This is a genomic window from Actinotalea solisilvae (assembly GCF_016464425.1).
In the GTDB taxonomy this organism is placed as follows: domain Bacteria; phylum Actinomycetota; class Actinomycetes; order Actinomycetales; family Cellulomonadaceae; genus Actinotalea; species Actinotalea solisilvae.
The window spans coordinates 45,155-65,435 of the sequence record NZ_JADDKQ010000009.1 but is presented as its reverse complement, the minus strand read 5'-3'; the positions used below and the strand labels follow the sequence as shown (position 1 = coordinate 65,435).

The window sequence follows — 20,281 nt, the reverse complement described above, 5'->3', positions numbered from 1 at the left end:
GCTCACCCCACGTCCCGTCCCTCCCGCCGACCGGCGCCCCGTGCTGAGCGAGTGGCTCTACGTCCTCCTGGGCGTCGCGCTCACGGTCGGCACCGCGATCTTCGTCGCCGCGGAGTTCGCGCTCGTCACGCTGGACCCGGCCCTCGTGGGCCAGGAGCACCAGCGTCGCGACGACCGCCGCTCCCGCTCGGTCGTGCGTGCCCTCGCCGAGCTCTCGACCCAGCTGTCGGGGGCCCAGGTCGGCATCACCGTCACGACGATCCTGCTCGGCTACACGACGCAGCCCGCGATCGCCGGCCTGCTCGAGGACGCGCTGGGCGGCACCGCCCTCACCGAGGGGCTCGCCACGGGCATCGCCGCGGTGGGCTCGATCGTGCTGGTCAACGGGTTCTCCATGCTCTTCGGCGAGCTCGTCCCCAAGAACCTCGCGCTGAGCCGGCCGCTGCCCACCGCCCGGACGGTCGCGCCGCTCCAGCGCGGGTTCACCACCGCGCTGCGCCCCCTCATCACCGTGCTCAACGAGAGCGCGAACGGCCTGCTGCGCCGCGTCGGCGTCGAGCCGCGCGAGGAGCTCTCGGGCGGCCGCTCGCCGCAGGAGCTCGCGTCGCTCGTGCGGCGGTCCGCGGAGGTCGGGACGCTCGACGAGGGCACGGCGACGCTCCTCACCAACTCGATCGAGCTCGACACGCTCACGGCCGTCGACGTGATGACGGACCGCACGCGGATGGAGGTCGTGCGCCGGGACCACACCGCGGCCGACGTCGTCGCGCGGGCCCGGGCCACGGGGCACTCGCGCTTCCCGGTGATCGACACGTCGCACGACGACATCGTCGGCCTCGTGCACCTGCGGCGGGCGGTCGCGGTGCCGTTCGAGCGCCGCGGGGACGTCCCGGCCGCCGCGCTCATGGACGTGGCGCCGCGCGTGCCCGAGACCGTCCGCCTGGGCCCGCTCCTCGTCGAGCTGCGCGAGCACGGCATGCAGATGGCGGTGGTGGTCGACGAGTACGGCGGCACCGCGGGCGTCGTCACGCTCGAGGACGTCATCGAGGAGCTGGTGGGCGAGGTCGCCGACGAGCACGACCCCCGCCGCGCGGGCGTCCACCGCACCGCGGACGACTCGTGGAGCGTGCCCGGCCTCCTGCGGCCCGACGAGCTCACCGAGTCCACCGGGCTCACGGTCCCCGACGACGGCGCGTTCGAGACGCTCGGCGGCCTCGTCATGGAGCGCCTCGGGCGCATCCCGCACGCGGGTGACGTCGTCGAGGTGCCGGGCGTCGTGCTGCAGGTCGAGCAGATGGACGGCCGGCGCGTCGAGCGCCTGCGCGTCCGGGCCGACGAGCACGACGGCGAGGACGGCGCATGAGCACCGGCCTCGCGATCGCCCTCGGCGTGCTGCTGCTCGCGGCGAACGCCTTCTTCGTCGGCGCCGAGTTCGCGATCATCTCGGCGCGCCGCAGCTCGATCGAGCCGCTCGCGGCCGCGGGGTCGCGCCGCGCGCGCGTCGTCCTGTGGGCCATGGAGCACGTCTCGCTCATGCTCGCGTGCGCGCAGCTGGGCATCACGGTCTGCTCGACGTCCCTCGGCGTCGTGGCCGAGCCGGCGATCGCCCACCTCATCGAGGGTCCGCTCGAGGCGGCGGGCCTCCCCGAGGGTGCGGTGCACCCCGTCGCGTTCGTCGTCGCGCTCGCCGTCGTGGTGTACCTGCACGTGGTCCTCGGCGAGATGGTGCCCAAGAACCTCGCGGTGGCCGGGCCCGACCGCGCGGTCCTGTGGTTCGGTCCGCCGCTGGTGTGGGTCGCGCGGGCGGTGAGCCCGCTCATCACCGCGCTCAACTGGCTCGCGAACCACCTGCTGCGGCTGTTCGGCGTCGAGCCCAAGGACGAGGTCGCGTCGGCGTTCACCGCCCAGGAGGTCCAGTCGATCGTCGAGCGGTCGCAGGCCGAGGGCCTGCTCGACGACGCGCAGGGCCTGCTCACCGGAGCCATCGAGTTCAGCGACCGCACGGCCGCGGACGTCATGGTCCCCGTGGACGCCCTCGTGTCGGTCGAGCGCGGCTGCTCGGTCGCCGACGTCGAGCGGCTCGTCGCGCGCACGGGCTTCAGCCGGTTCGTCGTCACCGACGGCGCCGGCGTCCCCGTGGGCTACCTCCACCTCAAGGACGTGCTGTACGCGCGGCCGGACGAGCGGGACCTGCCGGTGCCGGACTGGCGCGTGCGCGCTCTCGCGCAGGTGGGCCCGGCGGACGAGGTCGAGGCGGCGCTCGCGGCGATGCAGCGGTCGGGCACCCACCTCGCCCGGGTCGTCGACGAGGACGCGGGCGGTGTCGTCGGCGTCGTGTTCCTCGAGGACATCCTCGAGGAGCTCGTCGGCGAGGTGCGCGACGCCATGCAGCGCGGGCAGCTGCACTGAGCCCGCCGCCCCGGCGGTCCGGGGCGGGACCAAGGGCGCTTGGAACCTGGCCGGGCAGCCGTTACTGTTTCGACATCTTCTCGTCGTGCCTGGGTCACCCCTGTGCCCGGCGGCGAGGGGATGCGCTCCCACCACCGTCGTCCGACGGTCGTGCGCGAGCGCTCGGCCAGGGCGGGAACGATCGCCGCACGCTGACGTCGGAGGTGTCGTGGAGGCAGGGCGGTCCGGGTCGTCGCACCCCTCGACGACCCCGGAGCAGGCCGTCCCGGCCTCGACCGCTCCCGTGCCCCCGGCGTCCCGCCGCTCGCGCCGCGCGCGAGCGGGCGCGTCGCCTGCCGTCGCCGTCCTGGCGACCGGCGCGGCGCACCGCAGCGCCCGCACCTGGCTGCCGCGCGCGGGCGTCCTCGGCGCCCTCGCCGTCGCGACCATCGCGGTCCCGCTCCTCGACCACCGGGCCGAGGTCGCGACGGTCGACGTCGAGGCCGTCACGGTCGCGGACCCGGGCTACCCGAGCGCGTACGAGGTCCTCGCGGGCGACGGGGCGGCTGCGACGGCGACGTCGGTGCTCGCCGCGGTCCGTGGCACCGAGCGCGTCGCCGCCATGGCCAGCCGTGCCTACGACCGCGACCCGCTGCCCGGGTGCGACGGCGAGGCCCGGCCGGCCGGACAGAACGGCCTCATCCCCGAGTCCGACCTGTGCGAGCTGTGGGTCTCGGGCCAGAGCCTGCGGGGCGACGCCGCCGTCGCGCTCGCCGAGCTCAACTTCAACTTCCGCGCCGCCTTCGGCCGCGACCTGTGCCTCACGGACTCCTACCGGTCCCTCGCGGACCAGCGCCGGGTCGCCGCCCTCAAGCCGGGCCTCGCGGCCTCGCCGGGGACGTCGAACCACGGCTGGGGCCTCGCGATCGACCTGTGCACGTCCGAGAACCGCTCCACGTCGGTGATGTCGTGGCTCCAGGACAACGGGCCCACGTTCGGCTGGGACAACCCGCAGTGGGCCCGTGCGGGCGGCTCGGGCGCGTACGAGCCGTGGCACTGGGAGTACGTGCCCGGCACCTCGGAGATGGGCACCAACTACTGAGCCCGCCGGGCGCCCGGCGGTGGCCGATGGGACCGCCGTGGCCCGGCGCCGGACGGTCCCGCCCCGTCAGAGCAGCGTCGCGCCCCAGGTGACCTCGTGGCTCTCGCCGGGTGCGAGCCGGACGAGCCGGTCGCCCGTGCGGAAGGCGTCCGCGATGCAGCTCATCGGCTCGGCGGCGACGCCCGTGCGTCGCACCTCGACGGGGCTGATGTGGTCCCCGGTGCAGATCTGCCACGTGTCCATCGACTCGTCCATCCACACGGCCGCCGTGCGTCCGTCCGGGGCCGCGAGGCGGATCCACGACAGGCCGTCCTCGTCGCGCAGCACGTCGACGTAGGCGTCGTCGAGGTCGAGCCCGCGCAGCGAGCGCGGCTCGCGCAGGTCGTACGGGCCGGCGGCGGGCCCGGTGCCCGTCGGCAGCAGCCGGTCGTCGACCGTGACGCGGGTCGTGGCGTCGAGGCGGATGGTGCAGTCGTCGAGCGACGCGCCGCCGGGGGAGAGCCACGGGTGGAACCCGACGCCGTAGGGCGCCGTCCGCGTGCCGAGGTTCGTCGCGGTCGTCTGCACGTGCAGGCCGGCCGCCGTGAGGCGGTACGTCACCTGGAGCAGCAGGTCGAACGGGTAGCCGGCGCTCGGGGCGAGCCGCAGGCGCAGCGTCGCCGCGTGGCCCGCCGCGTGCGCCTCGTCCACGCCCCCGAGCACCTCCCAGCGCTGCCACATGACGAGGCCGTGCAGGGCCGTGCGCAGGGCGGGCTCGGAGAGGTCGAGCTGGAGCTCGGTGCCGTCGACCTCGTACCGGCCGTCGCGGATGCGGTTGGGCCACGGCGCGAGCACGGCGCCGTGCCCGGCGGGCGCGACCTCGTCCGCGCCGAAGGGCGTGAACACGTCCCGCCCGCCCACGGCGTACCGACGCACCTTGGCGCCGACGTCGGTGATCGTCGCCTCCTGGTCGTCGAGCCGCAGCTCGACCTGGTGACCGGAGAGGGGGGACGGGGTCGTCGCTGCGATGGCTCGGCTCACGACCCAGAACGCTAGCGGCTCGTGCGGGGTGTCGCGTGGGACGACGCGTCCCGGACGCCGGCGTGCCGCCGTCCGGGACCGCCGTCCGGGACCGTGCGGGGCGCGGTCAGGCGGCGTCGAGCTGCGCGCCCAGCGCGGCGATCTGCTCGCCGAGCTCGGCGAGCGCGGTCGCGAGCGCGCCGTCGGCGTTCTCGGCGGCTGCGGCGACCTCGTCCTGCGCGTCCTCGAGGGCCGTCCGGGCGTCGGCGACGGCCTGCTCGGCCTCGGGCCCCGCGTCGTCGGCCGCGCCCTCGACGGCCGCCCGGGCCTGGTCGATCGCGTCGGTCGCGGACGCCATGGCGTCCTCGACCTGGGTCCGGGCGTCCTCGTCGATCGTCGCGCCGTCGAGCGCGCTCTCGAGCTCGTCGAGGGAGCCGCGCGCGGCGTCCACGCCCTCCTGGACGTCCTCGCCGATCCGGTCGAGGTCCACCTCGGGCAGGTCCTGTCCCTCGCTGCAGCCGGCCAGGACGCCGGCGACGAGCGCCAGGGACGCCGACGCCCGGACGACCGCGGTGGTGCTGCGGGTCCGGGCGGGGGTGGTCGCGTGGGTCAGGGTGGTGCGCACGGTGGCCTCCGGGGGGTCGGGGGTCACCAGTCTGACGGAGGTCGGGTGTGCCCGCTCGCGCGACCGAGCGGGCACACCCTGCGGTCAGGGTGCGGAGACAATCTCCTGGGCGGACTGCTCCGCCGTACCTGCCGCCGTGCGACGTTCGCGCACGTCCTGCAGCGACGTCCCGTAGAACGCCGCGGTCATGAGGTCCTTCATGTCGGCCAGCATCGGCATCCGCGGGTTGGCGGGTGCGCACTGGTCCTCGTACGACCGCATCGCGAGGTCGTCGAGCTTGCCGATGAACGCCTGCTCCGAGACGCCCTGCGCCGCGAAGGACGACGGGATGCCGACGGCGTCGCGCAGCTTCTCGACCGCGAGGGCGTAGGACTCCACGCCCTCCTCGGGCGTCGAGGCCGGCAGGCCGAGCATCTTCGCGATCTCCTGGAAGCGCTCGGGGGCCACGTAGTGCTCGTACTTGGGCCAGCTCGTCAGCTTGGTCGGGACCGTGCCGTTGTAGCGGATGACGTGCGGCAGGAGCGTGGCGTTGGTCCGGCCGTGGACCAGGTGGAAGCTCGAGCCGATGGTGTGCGCCATCGCGTGCACGATCCCGAGGAAGGCGTTGCCGAACGCCATGCCCGCGATGGTGCCGGCGTTGTGCATCTTCTCGCGGGCCACGACCGCGGACTCGCCGCCCGTGACGGACGCCTCGAGGTTCTCGAAGATGAGGCGGATCGCCTGGAGCGCCATGCCGTCGGTGAAGTCGTTCGCGTAGACGGAGACGTACGCCTCGGTCGCGTGCGTCAGGGCGTCGAAGCCCGAGTCCGCCGCGAGCGACGCGGGCATCTTGCCGGTGAGCGCCGGGTCGATGATCGCGACCGTCGGCGTGAGCGCGTAGTCGGCGAGCGGGTACTTGATGCCCGTCTTCTGGTCGGTGATGACCGCGAAGGGCGTCACCTCCGCGCCGGTGCCCGACGTCGTCGGGATGCAGACGAGCTTCGCCTTCTCGCCGAGCGTCGGGAACTTGAACGCGCGCTTGCGGACGTCGAAGAACTTCTCGCGCATGTCCGCGAAGACGATCTCCGGGTGCTCGTAGCGCAGCCACATGACCTTGGACGCGTCCATCGGCGAGCCGCCGCCGAGGGCGATGATCGTGTCCGGGCCGAACTCGCGCATCTGCTCCGCGCCGCGGTCGACGGACGCGATGGAGGGCTCGGGCTCGATGTTGTCGATGATCTGGAGCGCGACCTTCTCCGGGCGGCGGGCCAGCACGTCGAGGATCTTGTCGACGAAGCCGAGCTTGGTCATCGTCGCGTCGGTGACGATCGTGACGCGGTGCACGTCGGGCATGTCGGCGAGGTAGCGGATCGCGTTCGGCTCGAAGTAGGTCTTCGCCGGCACCTTGAACCACTGGAGGTTGTTGTTGCGCCGGCCGATCCGCTTGATGTTCACCAGGTTGACCGCCGAGACGTTGTTCGAGACGGAGTTGGCGCCGTAGCTGCCGCAGCCGAGCGTGAGGGACGGGATGAAGGCGTTGTAGATGTCGCCGATGCCGCCGAGGGACGAGGGCGAGTTCCAGATCACGCGGATGGCCTTGACGCGGCCGCCGAACTCCTCGACCAGGTCCTTGTCCTCGGAGTGGATCGCGGCGCTGTGCCCGAGGCCGTCGAACTCGACCATCTGCTCGGCGAGGCGGATGCCGTGCTCGCGCGACTCGGCGCGCAGGACCGCCAGGACGGGGCACAGCTTCTCGCGCGTGAGGGGCTCGGCCGGGCCGACGAGGCTCACCTCGGCGAGCAGGATCGACGTGCCCTCGGGGACCGTGAAGCCGGCCTGCTCCGCGATCCACTGCGGGCTCTGGCCGACGACCGCCGCGTTGAGCTTCGCGCCGCCGCAGTTGGCGTCGCGGGCCTGCACGCCGAAGATGAACTGCTCGAGCATCGCCTTCTCGGCAGGGCTGCACCGGTAGGCGTGCAGCACGGCGAACTCGGCCATGGCGGCGTCGTAGATCTCGTCGTCGAGGATGACCGCCTGCTCCGACGCGCAGACCATGCCGTTGTCGAACGCCTTGGAGAGCACGACGTCGTTCACGGCGCGCTTGAGCTTGGCGGTGCGCTCGATGTAGGCGGGGACGTTGCCCGCACCGACGCCGAGGGCCGGCTTGCCGCACGAGTAGGCGGCCTTGACCATCGCGTTGCCGCCCGTCGCGAGGATGAGCGCGACGCCCGGGTGGTTCATGAGCTCGTTGGTCGCGGCGATGGACGGCTCGGCGACCCACTGGATGCAGTGCTCGGGCGCACCCGCGGCGACGGCCGCGTCGCGGACCACGCGGGCGGCGGCCACGGAGGACTCTTGCGCCGAGGGGTGGAAGGCGAAGATGATCGGGTTGCGCGTCTTGAGCGCGATGAGCGCCTTGAAGATCGCGGTCGACGTCGGGTTCGTCACGGGCGTGATGCCGGCGACCACGCCGACGGGCTCCGCGATCTCGACGATGCCGTTGAGGTCGTCGCGGCCGACGATGCCGACCGTCTTGAGGGAGGCCATCGAGTTCGTCACGTGCTCGCACGCGAAGATGTTCTTGACGGCCTTGTCCTCGAAGACGCCGCGCTTCGTCTCGGCGACCGCGTGCTGCGCGAGCACGCCGTGCTGGTTGAGGGCCGCGACCGACGCCTTCTTGACGATGTGGTCGACGTCCTCCTGCGTGAAGGAGGCGTACATGGCGAGCGCCTTCGTGGCGCCCGCGACGAGCGCGTCGATCGGTGACGCCGCGGCAGCCCTCGCCGGGGCCTCGGCGGCCTTGTTCGGAACGGATCGTGCAGCCACGGGATCTCCCGGTGTCTCGGCTTCGATGGAAGGGGATCTCCGTTGATCCGCTGTTCACGCTAGGCGGCGGCGTCGCGCCCGACCTGTGCCAAAGGTCCCCAGGACCCACGTCCCGGACCGTTGGCACTCGACCCCCGAGAGTGCTAGAACTGGAGACGTAGCCGCCCGGCCGCAGCACCCCTCGGGGTGCCTCTGCGGGCCGGAGCGCCCGTGCCCCGGAGGGTCCGGGGCACCTCGGATGGAGGTGAGTCGCGTGGCTACCCGTCTGGACCCGTTCGTCGACCCGACGCGCTGGATGGACCAGATCCTCGGCACCGTGCGAGAGGCCGCCGGCCCGCAGGTGCCCACGATGCCGATCGACCTGTACCGCGCCGGCGACCACTACGTCATGCACGTCGACATCCCGGGCGCGGACCCGGGCTCGGTCGACGTCAACGTCGAGGACCGCACCCTGACGATCCGCGCCGAGCGCACGGGGCGCACCGACGCGGACGCCCAGTGGCTCGCGCGCGAGCGCGGCACGGGCACGTACGTCCGCCAGCTCACGGTCGGCCGCGGCCTCGCCCTGGACCGCGTGGAGGCCGCGTACGCCGACGGCGTGCTGACCCTCACCATCCCGGTGGCCGAGGAGGCCAAGCCCCGCCGCATCGAGATCCAGCACGCGAGCGCCGGGACGCCGCTCGGCTCGGGGGAGCACCGGCAGGTCGAGCAGTCGCAGGCCGGCTGACGCCGTCCGCGCACGACGACGGGCCCGGTCCGCACACGGTGCGGACCGGGCCCGTCGGCCTGTCTGCTGGTCCCGGGTGCGAGCCCGGGGACGGCGTCAGCTCACGTCGCCGCGCCAGGCCCCGGTCTCGGTGCCGCGGGCCTCGATGAACTCCTTGAACCGCTTGAGGTCGCCCTTGACCTGGGCGTCGTCGACGCCGACGACGGCGCCGACCTTCTCGGTGAGCGACTCGGCGGCCCAGTCGATCTGGACCATGATCCGCGTGGTCGTGTCGCTCAGGCGGTGGAACGTGACGACACCCGCGTGGGTCTTGCCGTCCACGCTCTTCCAGGCGACCCGCTCGTCCGGGTGCTGCTCGGTGATCTCGGCGTCGAACTCGCGCTCGACCCCGCCGATCTTCGTCCGCCAGTGCGTCCGCGTGTCGTCCAGCTGCGTGATCGACTCGACGCCGCCCATGAACTGGGGGAACGACTCGAACTGCGTCCACTGGTTGTAGACCGTCGTGACGGGGACGTCGACGTCGATGGACTGCTCGATGGTGGGCACGTCCGCCTCCTGCGTGGGTCGTGGGATCGGTCGGAACGGCCACGGTAGGTCGGGGCGGCGCGACCCGCCCGACGATCATGGAAGCCTCGGCGCGACCTCAGCCGGACGAGTGAATTCCGGCCGGACCGCGGCGAGGGCTTTGCATGGATGTCCGGATTGTGTGACCCTGTCCCTGTCAGCGAGAAGGGCAAACCCACCGCGAGGTGGGGACGCAAAGCCACGGGACCCCAGAGGTCGGCCGGGCTCACCGAACGACGAAGGAGTTGCCATGACGCCTCAGATCTCCGCAACCACCAGCCGCACCGACGCGCCCGGCGCGCTCCTGACCCCCTCGGAGGTCGCGAGCATGTTCCGCGTCGACCCGAAGACGGTCACGCGCTGGGCCAAGGCGGGCAAGCTCTCCGCCATCCGCACGCTCGGCGGCCACCGCCGGTACAGCGAGGCCGAGGTCCGCAGCCTGCTCCACGGCGTGCCGCAGCCGCGCGACGGCGAGGCCTGAGCCCGCACGAGCATGACGAAGGGCCCCGACCGGCACCGCCGGTCGGGGCCCTTCGTCGTCAGGGCCCGACGTCGTCGGGCCCCGCGACCTAGCGCGTGCGCGTGCGCAGCGCGTCGGCGGCCGCGGCGAGCAGTGCTCGGGTGGGCGCGATCGCGTAGCCGGGCCGCGCGAGCGCGATCCCGTCGAGGTGGACGTGCTCGGCGCGCAGGACGGGCTTCTCCCCGCGGGCGCGCCGGTCGAGCTCCTCGGCGACCCGCTCGACGAGGCGCTCGACCGCCTCGTGGCGGTACCCGCGGCGCAGGGAGCTCAGGGGCAGGGCGGCCAGCGCGGCGCGCAGGTCGGCACCGCTGCCCGGGGTGATGGTGCCGGCGGGCGCGACGGCCGTCGCGGCGCGGGCGAGGTCGCGGCGCAGGGGGGTGAGCGCGGCGACCGGGACGGCGTCACCCGTGAGGTGTGTCATGGCGGCTCCTTCGACGCTGACGTTGCGGACGTACCACGCGTATCGGCGCGCCGGGCAGGACGGTTGACCCGCCGGACGGGTGGTTCGTGATCGAGGTCGCGTGCTCAGCAGGCGTCCAGCGTGGCCGTCCAGCCGTCCGCGGCGGTCCACACCGCGTCGACGCGCGTGCCGCCGACCGTCCCGGTCAGGACGGTCGCTCCCGGCGCGGCGCCGTCCCAGACGACGGGGGACAGCGCCGTGGCGACGTACCCGCCGCACCCGGCGCACCCGGAGTTGCGCAGGTCGATCTCCTCGAGCCGGGCCGCGAGGTCCGCGCCCGCCCGCGCGCCGGGCGCGACGGCCCCTGGCGGGGGAGCCGTCCGAGCGGCCGCGCCCAGCGCCTCGAGGTCCGCGTCGAACCGCGCGGCCGCGGGCGACCCGTGACCCAGGCAGGCGAGCAGCTCGTCCGCCTCGGTGCCCGGCCGCGGGTAGGTCGTGGCGGCGACGCCGGCGTAGGCCATCGCCGCACGCCGCGACACCAGGTCGCTGTACACGGTCAGCACGGGCACCAGGACGGGTGCCGCCAGACCGGCGGGGATCGCCTCGCGCACGGCGGCGAGGTCGACCGCCTGGACCGCCGCGACCGTCTCGTCGTCGAGGACCACCGCGTCCTCGCGGACGGTGCCGTCGATGTGCGTCGCGGCGTGCCGGAGCGCGACGTCGGCGGCGCGTGCGGCCTCGACGAACGGGGCGAGCGCGTGCTCCGCCGAGTCCGGGGCGGGCGACGTCGGCCCGGTGGTCGGCGTCGTCGGCCGCGGGGAGGCGGTCGCGGCCGACGACGCCCTCGGGGCGGCGGTCGTCGCGTCCGACGGCGACGCCGCGGGCGCGGTCGGGGCGCCCGCGCACCCGGCCAGGCCCAGCGCCGCCAGGACGGCGACCGCTGCCACGGCTCTCCGGGCCCTGCACATCGCGCACTCCCTCGCGTCGCGCCGGCGCTCACCGGCGGCGTCCGGGCTCGACGCTAGGACGGTCGGCCGGCGCGCGGCAGAGGCGAAGGACCGTGATCGTCGGGGCCGGCCGTGGGCGCGGGGCGGCCTCACGGGTGCCGCCCGATGAAGGTTCGATGGAGGTTCCCCGTCCGGGCCCGGCACGTCCTACGGCGAGCCCCCCGGACGGCAGGAGAGTTCCGGGGACCCCTCCGGAGGAACCCCATGCACCCGATGCTCGTCACGCTCCCTGCCGCCGCGCTGCTCGCGCTGCCGGCCGTCGGGGACGCGACCGCGCCGGACCTCACCGTCCAGCGCGCCCACGCCGTGGAGGCGACGTCCGAGCACGACGACGGCGCCGCCGCGGAGCACGACGGCGGTGCGGACCACGAGGAGGACACCGCCGTGCACGACGACGGCGCCGCCGCGGAGCACGAGGGCGGTGCGGAGCACGACGAGGGTGCCGGGGAGCACGACGAGGCGGGCGAGGGTCACGACGAGTCGGGCTCCGCGTCCCCACGCCCGCGGGCCGCGGTGCTCGGGAGCTTCGCAGGCGTCAACGCCGCGGTCCTCGTCGGCGCCGCCTGGCTCCGCCGGAGGGACGCCGCCAGACCGCGCCATCGACCGAGGGCGGCCGGCGCGCCCGCCGCCACCCCGACCGCCTGATCCGCGAGGAGAGCACCATGACCGCCCCCACCGTGACGGACGCCCCGCCGCCCGCACCGGACCCGGACCTCGCCGGCCCGGACACCACGCCACCGCCCGTCGGGCGCAACCTCATGACCGTCCCGTGGGTCGCGCGCACCCTGCGCAGCGGGTGGTACCCCAAGATCCTGCAGATCCCGGTCGCGGCCGTGTTCGGGCTGGTGGCCTTCCAGCTGCTGGTGGGGCCGGACGTCGCGCACGAGAACGCCGGGACCGCGCTGATGTGGGTGCTGTGGTGGCCGGTGATCCCGATCGTGTTCGTCCTGCTCGGCCGGTTCTGGTGCGCCGTGTGCCCGTTCGGCGCGATCTCGGACGTCGTGCAGAGGTGGGTCGGCGTCAACCGCCCGGTGCCCCGCTTCCTCAAGAGCTACGGCATCTGGATCATCGACGCGTCGTTCCTCCTCATCACCTGGGCCGACCACGTCTGGGGCGTCGTGGAGTCGCCGTGGGGCTCGGGCGTGCTGCTGCTGATCCTCACCACCGCGGTGATCGCGTCCGGAGCGCTCTTCCAGCGCCGCACCTTCTGCCGGTACCTGTGCTTCCTCGGCGGGCTGTCGGGCAACTACGCCCGCGTCGGGATGGTCGAGCTGCGCGCGGACTCCGCGATCTGCCGGACCTGCACGGCCAAGGCCGTCTGCTACAACGGCGACGACAAGGTCGCCGGGTGCCCGCTGTTCACCTTCCCCCGCACCATGGAGGACTCGGCGAACTGCAACCTGTGCGCCAACTGCATCAAGAGCTGTCCCAACGACGCCATCCAGGTCCGGCTGCGCAGGCCCACCTCCGAGCTGTGGTTCATCACCAGGCCGAAGCTCGAGCAGTCCTACCTCGCGATGGCGATCATGGGCATCGTCCTCATCCAGAACATCACCATGCTCGAGGTCTGGCAGGACGTCCTGGCCTGGATCGCGGCCACGACCGGGATCACGAGCTACCCGGTCATCTTCACCGTCGCCTTCGCGGTCGCGGTGACCGTCCCGGTGGGGCTCCTCGCGGTCGCGTCCAGGGTGGCGGCCGGCAGGAACCTGGAGACGACGACGACGAACGTCGCCCGGTTCGGGTACGCGCTCATCCCGCTCGACGTCGCCGGGCACCTGGCGCACAACCTGTTCCACCTGCTCGCCGAGGGCGGCTCGGTCTACTACACGACCGCCGCCCTGTTCGGCTCGACCGCGACCGGCGATCCCGCCCTCGTCAGCGCAGCCACGATCCAGGTCCTGCAGTTCGCCCTGCTCGCCCTGGGTGTCGCGGGCTCCGTCTACACGGCTCGCCGGATCGCGCACCGTCGGTACCGGACCGCCGCCCGTCGCCGCGCGACGGTCCTGCCGTTCGTCGTGATCATCGCCCTGCTCGGCGCCGTGAACGTGTGGATGTTCCTGCTGCCGATGGCCCACCGCATGTGAGCCACCCGATCAGCGGGCGCCGGCGGGCACCGGAGGTCGCGGGGCGGCCTCGGCCGCGCCGCCCGAGGGTCGCGGCAGGTGCTGCTCGGGCAGCCGGAGGCGCTTGAGAACCAGGGCGTTCACGGTGACGATGACCGTGGAGCCGGACATGGACAGCGCCGCGATCTCGGGGCGCAGCATCAGCTCGAACGCGGGGTAGAAGACGCCCGCGGCGATCGGCAGCGCGATCGCGTTGTAGCCGATCGCCCACGCCAGGTTCTGCCGCTCCTTGTGCACGGTCGCCCGGCCGATGCGCAGCGCGACCGACACGTCCAGCGGGTCGGACCGCATGAGGACGACGTCCGCGGTCTCGATCGCCACGTCGGTGCCGGCGCCGATCGCGATCCCGACGTCCGCCATCGCCAGCGCGGGAGCGTCGTTCACGCCGTCGCCGACCATCGCGACGGTCCGGCCCGCCCTCTGCAGCGCGGCGACCTCCTCGGCCTTGTCACCGGGGAGCACCTCCGCGATCACCCTGTCGATCCCGAGCTGGTCGGCGATGCGTCGAGCGGTCGCCTCGTTGTCCCCGGTGAGCATGACGACCTCGACGCCGGACCCGTGCAGCGCGGCCACCGCGGCTGCGGCGGTCTCCCGCGCCGCGTCCGCCAGGCCGATGACGCCGACGGCCCGACCGTCCACGGCGACCAGGACCGCCGTGCGGCCGGAGGAGGCGATCTCGTCGCGCCGGCCCGCCAGTCGACCGAGCTCGACGTGCTCGGCCGCCATGAGCCGCCGGTTGCCCACCAGCACCCGGCGTCCGTCGACCACGGCCACCGCGCCGTGCCCCGGCACGGCGAGGAAGTCGACGGCGGCGCGGACGGGTACCCCGACCTGTGCGGCGTGCCGCTCGATCGCCCTCGCCAGCGGGTGCTCGGACTCGCGCTCGACGGCGGCGACGAGCGCGAGCAGCTCCGCCTCGTCGATGCCCTCGGCCACGACGTCGGTCACCTCGGGCTCGCCCCGCGTCAGCGTGCCGGTCTTGTCCATGACGACCGTGTCGATCCTCGCCGTGCTCTCGAGCGCCGTGGCGTTCTTGAACAGCACGCCACGCTGTGCGCCCAGCCCGGTACCGACCATGATCGCCGTGGGCGTGGCCAGCCCGAGGGCGTCCGGGCAGGTGACCACCACGACCGTGATGGCGAAGAGCATCGCCGTCGCCACCGGGGCCCCGGCCAGCATCCAGACCGCGAAGGTGGCCCCGCCCCCGGCGAGCGCGACGAGCACCAGCCAGGACGCCGCCCGGTCGGCCAGGCGCTGGCCGGGCGCCTTGGAGTTCTGGGCCTCCTGGACCATCGCGACGATCTGCGCGAGCGCGGTGTCCGCCCCGACCTTCGTCGCGCGGGCGCGCAGCGTGCCGGTGGTGTTGATCGACGCGCCGATCAGGCCCGCCCCGGCCGCCTTGGCCACGGGCATGGACTCCCCGGTGACCATCGACTCGTCGACCTCGGACTCGCCGTCCTCGACGACCGCGTCGACGGGGATCTTGGACCCCGGCCGCACCAGGAGGAGGTCTCCGACGACCACGTCCGACGTGGCGATCTCGACAGGGCCGCCGTCGCGGATCACCACTGCGCGGGCCGGGGCGAGCTCGAGCAGCGTACGCACGGCGTCGTTGGCCCCGCCCCGCGCGCGCATCTCCAGCCAGTGACCGAGCAGGACGAAGGTGGTCAGCACGGTGGCGGCCTCGTAGAAGACCTCTCCGCCGCCCGTGAGGGTCACCGCCACGCTGTAGAGCCAGCCGGCGCCGACACCGACGGCGACGAGGACCATCATGTCGAGGGTCCTCGCCCGCAGCGCCCGCACGGCGCCGTCGAAGAAGAGCGCTGCCGAGTAGGACACCACGGGCACGGACAGGAGCAGCGAGAACACGTCGTCCCGGAGCCCGAACGGCGCGGGGAGATCGAAGCCCAGCACCTCGCGGCCGATCGGCGACCAGAGCAGGATCACCACGGACAGGGCGGCCGCGACGACGAACCGGTTCCGCATGTCGCGGGCCATGTCCGCCATGGACCCGCCGTGGCCGCCGTGGCCCATCGCCTCGTGCGCGGAGTGGCCGAGCGGTGCCTCGTCGTGCGCAGGCCCGTGGTCCTCAGGGTCGCCCTCGCTGGGCTCGACCGGGAGGACCCCCCGCCGGGCCGGCGGGACCGTCGGGACGACGTGCTCGGACGTGGCCGGGTCTGGGCCTCCCACCGCGAGCACCGTGGACTGACGTCGCATGGCCGTGCACCTCCTGTGAGTCCTGCATACCCCTGTGGGGTATGCAACCACCTCACGCCCCCGAGGCTTCCCGGATCACCGCACGCCCGATGAAGATCTCATGAAGTGCGCGGCTCCTGGCGGCGGGGACGCTCCGCGGTCCGCGGCTCGAGCGCGGGGAGGTCGACCTCGAAGCGGGCGCCGGTCCCGGGCCCTCGGCTCGAGGCGCGGACGTGCCCACCGTGGGCCGTGACGATCGCGCGCACGATCGCCAGGCCGATGCCCGACCCGCCGTGATACCGGTCGCGTGCCGTGTCGACGCGGTAGAACCGCTCGAAGACGTGCTCGAGGTGCGCGGCCTCGATGCCCTCGCCCGTGTCGGTCACGGCGAGACGCACCGTGTGCTCCTCGGCCCGGGTGGCGCTGATCACGACCTCGCCGTGGGGCGGCGTGTGCCGGAGCGCGTTCTCCAGCAGGTTGGCCAGGACCTGGCCGATGCGGTCCAGGTCCACCGTGACCGGGGGAAGGTCGGGCTCGACCTCGACGTCGAGCGTCACGCCTCGTGCGGCGCACTGCTCCTGGGCCGCCGCGCGCGCCCTCTCGACGATCTCCGCCGCCGACGCGGGCTGGAGCACGAGGACCAGGTCACCGCCCTCGGCCCGGGTGACGGACGCCAGGTCCGTCGCCAGGCGGGTCAGGCGTGACCCCTGGTCGCGCAGGACGGCGAGGGTCTCGGGGCTCAGGCTCTCCACGCCGTCCTCGACCGCCTCGAGGTAGGCGTTGAGGACGGCGACGGGCGTGCGCACCTCGTGGGCGACGTCCGAGAGCAGTCGTCGCCGCAGCGCGTCGCTCTCACGCAGCCGGTCGGCCATGTCGTTGAACGCCTGCGCCAGCTGCTCGAACTCGTCGCCCAGTCGTGGGGTGGCGACGCGGGAGTCGAAGTGCCCGGCAGCGACCCGGGTGGCGGCCGTCGCGAGCGTCCGCAGCGACAGGGAGATGCGCCGCGTGAGGACGAGGCTCACCGCCAGGGACGCCAGCACCGACGCGCTCAGGGCGATCGTCAGGGCCAGGGCGCTCGACGACCGGAACGCCTCCTCGGCATGGAGCACGGCGGGTGTCTCCTCGTGGAGGCCCGCCTCGATCATGTGGTCGTGGAAGACCGCCGGCCCGACCGCCCCGGCGACGAGCCAGGCGGTGAGCCCACCCGCCAGGACCACCAGGGCGAGGGCGCCGAGCAGGCGGGCGGCGAGGCCGTGGGTGGGGTTCGACCACCCGTGCGTGCTCACTCCCCGGACCCCAGCCGGTACCCGACGCCACGGACCGTCCGCACGAAGCGCTGCGCTGCTGCGGTGTCACCGAGCTTCTGCCGCACGTGCAGCACGTGCACGTCGACGAGGTGCTCGTCACCGACCCAGTTCTGCCCCCAGACCTCGTCGATGAGCGCCCGGCGGCTGAACACCCGTCGGGGGAAGCGGGCCAGCGTGCTGAGGACGTCGAACTCCGTCCTCGTCAGCGCGACCACGGAGTCGTCGACCCTCACCTCGCGGGACTCGAGGTCGAGCGTGAGCGGGCCCACGCGCAGCGGCTCGGCGCCCGGCGCCGGGCTCGCGGCCCGGCGCGGGCGTCGGAAGAGGGTCGAGACACGGGCGACCAGCTCACGCGGGCTGAAGGGCTTGGTCATGTAGTCGTCCGCCCCGACCGACAGGCCGATGAGCGTGTCGATCTCCTCCGACCGTGCCGTGAGCATCACGACGTAGCAGTCCGAGAACGTCCGGAGCAGGCGGCACACCTCGATGCCGTCGAGCCCGGGAAGGCCCAGGTCGAGCACGACGAGGTCGGGGTCGACGGACCGCGCCCGCTCGAGACCGTCGTGACCGTCGTGGGCGAGGTGGACCTCGAAGCCCTCGCGCTCGAGGTACCCCCCGACGAGCGAGGCCAGCGCCCGCTCGTCGTCGATGACCAGGGCGCGGCGTGTCGTCGAGGGAGCCATGGTCCCCATTGTGCGGGCGCCTCCGCCGCCGACGGCGCCCGCGGTGCCCGCTCGCCGCGGGCTTCACGGAACGTTGATCGAACGACGACGGGAGCGCAGCACGTACCCGGGACCGTGGTCGGGAACGACCCCCTGCCTCCCGGAGAGCCCGATGACACCGACGCCCGACGTCCCCGCCGTCCACGTGACCGTCGTGCACGCACCGGCGTGCCACTTCTGCGACGACGCGACCCGCACGTTGGCCGAGCTCGGCGAGACGTGGCCCCTGGCCGTGCGCGTCGTGGAGCTCGAGTCCGCCGACGGGGCGCAGCTGGTGCGGCGGCACCGGCCCGCCATGAACCCCCTGGTGCTCGTCGAGGGGGAGTACTTCAGCTCGGGGCGCCTCCCGCGCAGGAAGCTCGCGAAGCTCCTCGCCGCTCGTGCCGCTGCACGCCCCGCCCCCCGCGTCGTGAGCGCCTGATGGGCGCCGAGCTGCTCACCACGGGGAGCATCCTCGCGGCCTTCTTCGCCGGGGGCGTCGCGCTCTTCGCGCCCTGCTGCATCGTGTTCCTCGCGCCCAGCTACCTCGCGGGAGCCGTGAAGAACCGCCGGTGGCGGCTCCTGCCGCTGACCTTCGTCTTCGCCGCCGGTCTCGCGGTCGTGCTCGTCCCGATCACGCTCGGCACGAGCCTGCTGGCGGGCGCGATCGCGCGCTACCACGTGCCCCTCTACATCGCGGGCGGCGTGCTCATGTTCGCCCTGGCCGCGCTCTCGTTCTCGGGCACCATGTGGTCGCTGCCGACCGTCCTCCGCGCGCCGGACACCTCGCGGGGCGACACCGCGAGCTTCTTCGCCCTCGGCGTCTTCTCCGGTGTGGCGTCGAGCTGCTGCGCCCCCGTGCTCGCCGGCGTCATGACGCTCTCGGTCCTGTCCGGGTCGGCCGTCGGAGGCCTGGCCCTGGGCCTGGCGTACGTCTTCGGCATGGTCTTCCCGCTGTTCGTCATGGCGCTGGTCTGGGACCGGGCACGGCTCGGCGAGCGGCAGCTCCTGCGCGCCCGTCCCGTGCGCGTGCACGTCGCGGGCCGGGCGATCGCGACGAACAGCCTGAACATCGCCGTCGCCCTCGGCTTCGTGGTGATGGGTGTCTTCGTCATCGCGCTCGCCGGCGACACGGACATGACGGGCGGGACGGCCGCTCAGGACGTCGCCGCGAGCACCCTCACCGACGTCCTCCTCGCCGTGCAGGCCTGGGTGAGCCCGGTGCCCGAGCCGGTCCTCGGGACGGCACTGCTCGCTCTCGCCGCCGTGTTCGTGTGGGCGACGCTTGCCGGCCGCCGCGGACCGCACCCCTCCACCGCGCCGGCCGACGCCCCCAGCTGCCACAGCACCACCACCGAAGGAGACGTGGTCCGATGACCTCCGGAACCGCAGTCCGTCGTCAGGCCGAGCGTCAGGAGATGCTCGACGAGCTCCGCGGGGGACGGCTCGCCACGGCCAGGCGACGGCACCGCATCAGCCTGGCGGCGTGGGGTGCGGCGCTCGTCGTCGTCGTGACCCTCGTCGTGGCGGCGCTCCTCGCGTCCAGGCCGGTCGAGTCGTCGGACGCCCGCGTCGCCCCCGACTTCACGCTGCCGACGTCGGACGGCCGGACGGTGACGCTCTCCGAGCTGCAGGGCTCGCCCGTCGTCCTGTACTTCAACGAGGGCGCCGGCTGCGACTCGTGCCTCATGCAGATGGCCGAGATCGAGAAGGACCCGGCCTTCGCCGAGGCGGGGATCACCGTCCTGCCGATCGTGATGAACACCGCCGAGCAGATCAATGCCGAGCGCACCCGGCTCGGCGTCGCGTCGGACTTCCTGCTCGACGACGGCACCGTCTCCGAGCAGTACGGGACGCTCGGCACCGGCATGCACCCGGGCCTCCCGGGTCACGGGTTCGTCCTCGTCGACGCCGAGGGCGTGCAGCAGTGGTACGGCAGCTACCCGTCGATGTGGCTCGCGCCCCAGGACCTCCTCGACGAGGTGCAGAGCCGGCTGTGACGACGACCGCTCCCACCTCACGGCTCGCGCCATGTCACTGGCTGCGACGGGGGAGAGGACCTCCGAGTCGGAGGCCGGCTACAGCGTCGCGAGGAGGTCGGTCATCTCGGCGATCTCGGTGGTCTGGGCGTCGATGATGTCGCCGGAGAGCTGGATCGCCTCCGGGTTCCGACCCTCCTCACGGTGCTGCTCGGACATCGAGATGGCGCCGCGGTGGTGCTCGATCATGAGCTCGAGGAAGCGCCGGTCGAACTCGGCGCCCGTGAGGTCGGAGAGCTGGCCCATGACCATCTCCTGGTCCATGCCGTCCATCTGCATGTCGCCGTGGTCCATGCCGCCCATGTCCATCCCCGCGGGGGCCTCCTCGCCCCACGCCTCGAGCCAGGACGTCATCGTGTCGATCTCGGGGCCCTGGGCGGCGGCGATGCGTTCACCGAGGGCCCGGACCTCCTCGCTGCCCCCGCGCTCCACCGCGAGCTCGGCCATCTCGATGGCGCCCTCGTGGTGCACGACCATCATCTGGGCGAACTGGGTGTCCGCGTCGTTGTGCGCGTCCGCCGCGGCGGTCTCGTCCGCGGACGGGGACGCCGACGTCTCCGCCGCCGGACCCGTCTCGTCCGCGGTGCCGGCGCACGCGGTGAGCGAGGCCGCGAGGAGCAGCGCCCCGCTGACGGCGGCAAGGGATCGGCGGGTTCGGGTCATCGGTGGGTCTCCTCGCGTCGGTCGCCCCTGGACGACGGCACGACGTCGCCCGGGGAGGGGCGTGCTTCAAGCCTGCGCCACGACGGGGCACGTCCGCTCGCGCGTCGATGAA

20 protein-coding genes and 1 riboswitch are annotated in these 20,281 nt (G+C 73.6%); of the genes, 10 read left to right on the top strand and 10 right to left on the bottom strand.

All coding sequences use genetic code 11. The annotated features are described in order from the left end of the window. The first annotated feature begins 40 nt into the window (after window positions 1-40). From JIG38_RS09225 to JIG38_RS20995, 3 genes are all read left to right on the top strand, one after another. Window positions 41-1,363, top strand: a complete 1,323-nt coding sequence (locus JIG38_RS09225; protein WP_199423492.1) for a hemolysin family protein — start codon at window positions 41-43, stop codon at window positions 1,361-1,363. Then, the gene (locus JIG38_RS09220; RefSeq protein ID WP_199423491.1) at window positions 1,360-2,409 is read left to right on the top strand and encodes a hemolysin family protein; all 1,050 of its coding nucleotides are present in this window, start codon (window positions 1,360-1,362) and stop codon (window positions 2,407-2,409) included. The genes JIG38_RS09225 and JIG38_RS09220 overlap by 4 nt, the downstream gene beginning before the upstream one ends. A 208-nt stretch (window positions 2,410-2,617) precedes the next feature. Next, entirely contained in the window at window positions 2,618-3,490 is an 873-nt protein-coding gene (locus JIG38_RS20995) for a M15 family metallopeptidase (RefSeq protein ID WP_199423490.1), read from the top strand. A gap of 66 nt (window positions 3,491-3,556) precedes the next feature. Here JIG38_RS20995 and JIG38_RS09210 read toward each other — a convergent pair whose 3' ends face one another. The 3 genes from JIG38_RS09210 to adhE form a co-directional block, all read right to left on the bottom strand. Then, window positions 3,557-4,510 (bottom strand): aldose 1-epimerase family protein, encoded by a 954-nt coding sequence (locus JIG38_RS09210; RefSeq protein WP_307844746.1) that lies wholly within the window; start codon window positions 4,508-4,510, stop codon window positions 3,557-3,559. A 106-nt stretch (window positions 4,511-4,616) separates the two neighbouring features. Next, the gene (locus JIG38_RS09205) at window positions 4,617-5,114 is read right to left on the bottom strand and encodes a hypothetical protein (RefSeq protein ID WP_199423489.1); all 498 of its coding nucleotides are present in this window, start codon (window positions 5,112-5,114) and stop codon (window positions 4,617-4,619) included. Window positions 5,115-5,198: 84 nt separating this feature from the next. After that, the gene (adhE, locus tag JIG38_RS09200; RefSeq protein ID WP_199423488.1) at window positions 5,199-7,919 is read right to left on the bottom strand and encodes a bifunctional acetaldehyde-CoA/alcohol dehydrogenase; all 2,721 of its coding nucleotides are present in this window, start codon (window positions 7,917-7,919) and stop codon (window positions 5,199-5,201) included. Between the two features lie 253 nt (window positions 7,920-8,172). Here adhE and JIG38_RS09195 point away from each other — a divergent pair, with 253 nt between their 5' ends. Further along, window positions 8,173-8,646, top strand: coding sequence for an Hsp20/alpha crystallin family protein (locus JIG38_RS09195; protein ID WP_372419881.1), 474 nt, complete (start codon window positions 8,173-8,175; stop codon window positions 8,644-8,646). A 96-nt stretch (window positions 8,647-8,742) separates the two neighbouring features. On the opposite strand, the gene JIG38_RS09190 is transcribed toward JIG38_RS09195, so the two are convergent. Then, on the bottom strand, window positions 8,743-9,192 hold the full coding sequence (locus JIG38_RS09190) for an SRPBCC family protein (RefSeq protein WP_199423487.1): 450 nt from the start codon (window positions 9,190-9,192) through the stop codon (window positions 8,743-8,745). A gap of 176 nt (window positions 9,193-9,368) precedes the next feature. Continuing rightward, window positions 9,369-9,444: riboswitch (cyclic di-GMP riboswitch) on the top strand. A 16-nt stretch (window positions 9,445-9,460) separates the two neighbouring features. Here JIG38_RS09190 and JIG38_RS09185 point away from each other — a divergent pair. Continuing rightward, entirely contained in the window at window positions 9,461-9,691 is a 231-nt protein-coding gene (locus JIG38_RS09185) for a BldC family transcriptional regulator (RefSeq protein WP_199423486.1), read from the top strand. 88 nt (window positions 9,692-9,779) lie between these two features. Here the strand turns inward: JIG38_RS09185 and JIG38_RS09180 are convergent, their stop codons facing one another. Beyond that, window positions 9,780-10,151: a hypothetical protein gene (locus JIG38_RS09180; protein WP_199423485.1), complete on the bottom strand. Its 372-nt coding sequence runs from the start codon at window positions 10,149-10,151 to the stop codon at window positions 9,780-9,782. Window positions 10,152-10,255: 104 nt separating this feature from the next. Continuing rightward, a complete protein-coding gene (locus JIG38_RS09175) occupies window positions 10,256-11,077 on the bottom strand; it encodes a hypothetical protein (protein WP_199423484.1) in 822 nt (273 codons plus the stop codon). Window positions 11,078-11,341: 264 nt separating this feature from the next. Here JIG38_RS09175 and JIG38_RS09170 point away from each other — a divergent pair, with 264 nt between their 5' ends. Together JIG38_RS09170 and JIG38_RS09165 are read left to right on the top strand one after the other, a co-directional pair. Continuing rightward, on the top strand, window positions 11,342-11,782 hold the full coding sequence (locus tag JIG38_RS09170) for a hypothetical protein (RefSeq protein ID WP_199423483.1): 441 nt from the start codon (window positions 11,342-11,344) through the stop codon (window positions 11,780-11,782). A 17-nt stretch (window positions 11,783-11,799) separates the two neighbouring features. Continuing rightward, window positions 11,800-13,224 carry a 4Fe-4S binding protein gene (locus JIG38_RS09165; RefSeq protein WP_199423481.1) on the top strand — a complete coding sequence of 475 codons (1,425 nt, stop codon included), beginning with the start codon at window positions 11,800-11,802 and terminating at the stop codon, window positions 13,222-13,224. 9 nt (window positions 13,225-13,233) lie between these two features. Here the strand turns inward: JIG38_RS09165 and JIG38_RS09160 are convergent, their stop codons facing one another. From JIG38_RS09160 to JIG38_RS09150, 3 genes are all read right to left on the bottom strand, one after another. Continuing rightward, complete coding sequence (locus JIG38_RS09160) at window positions 13,234-15,480, bottom strand: copper-translocating P-type ATPase (protein WP_199423480.1); 2,247 nt, start codon at window positions 15,478-15,480, stop codon at window positions 13,234-13,236. A gap of 98 nt (window positions 15,481-15,578) precedes the next feature. Then, on the bottom strand, window positions 15,579-16,745 hold the full coding sequence (locus JIG38_RS09155; RefSeq protein WP_307844745.1) for a sensor histidine kinase: 1,167 nt from the start codon (window positions 16,743-16,745) through the stop codon (window positions 15,579-15,581). After that, window positions 16,742-17,449, bottom strand: coding sequence for a response regulator (locus JIG38_RS09150; protein WP_199423478.1), 708 nt, complete (start codon window positions 17,447-17,449; stop codon window positions 16,742-16,744). Before JIG38_RS09150 ends, JIG38_RS09155 begins: the two co-directional genes overlap by 4 nt. A 151-nt stretch (window positions 17,450-17,600) precedes the next feature. On the opposite strand from JIG38_RS09150, the gene JIG38_RS09145 reads away from it, so the two are divergent. The 3 genes from JIG38_RS09145 to JIG38_RS09135 are packed head-to-tail and all read left to right on the top strand — an operon-like array spanning window position 17,601 to window position 19,467. Continuing rightward, window positions 17,601-17,909, top strand: coding sequence for a glutaredoxin (locus JIG38_RS09145; RefSeq protein ID WP_199423477.1), 309 nt, complete (start codon window positions 17,601-17,603; stop codon window positions 17,907-17,909). Continuing rightward, complete coding sequence (locus JIG38_RS09140) at window positions 17,909-18,844, top strand: cytochrome c biogenesis CcdA family protein (protein WP_199423476.1); 936 nt, start codon at window positions 17,909-17,911, stop codon at window positions 18,842-18,844. The genes JIG38_RS09145 and JIG38_RS09140 overlap by 1 nt, the downstream gene beginning before the upstream one ends. After that, window positions 18,841-19,467 carry a peroxiredoxin family protein gene (locus tag JIG38_RS09135; protein ID WP_199423475.1) on the top strand — a complete coding sequence of 209 codons (627 nt, stop codon included), beginning with the start codon at window positions 18,841-18,843 and terminating at the stop codon, window positions 19,465-19,467. Before JIG38_RS09140 ends, JIG38_RS09135 begins: the two co-directional genes overlap by 4 nt. A 78-nt stretch (window positions 19,468-19,545) precedes the next feature. Here JIG38_RS09135 and JIG38_RS09130 read toward each other — a convergent pair whose 3' ends face one another. Beyond that, on the bottom strand, window positions 19,546-20,169 hold the full coding sequence (locus tag JIG38_RS09130) for a DUF305 domain-containing protein (RefSeq protein WP_199423474.1): 624 nt from the start codon (window positions 20,167-20,169) through the stop codon (window positions 19,546-19,548). Window positions 20,170-20,281: the final 112 nt, after the last annotated feature.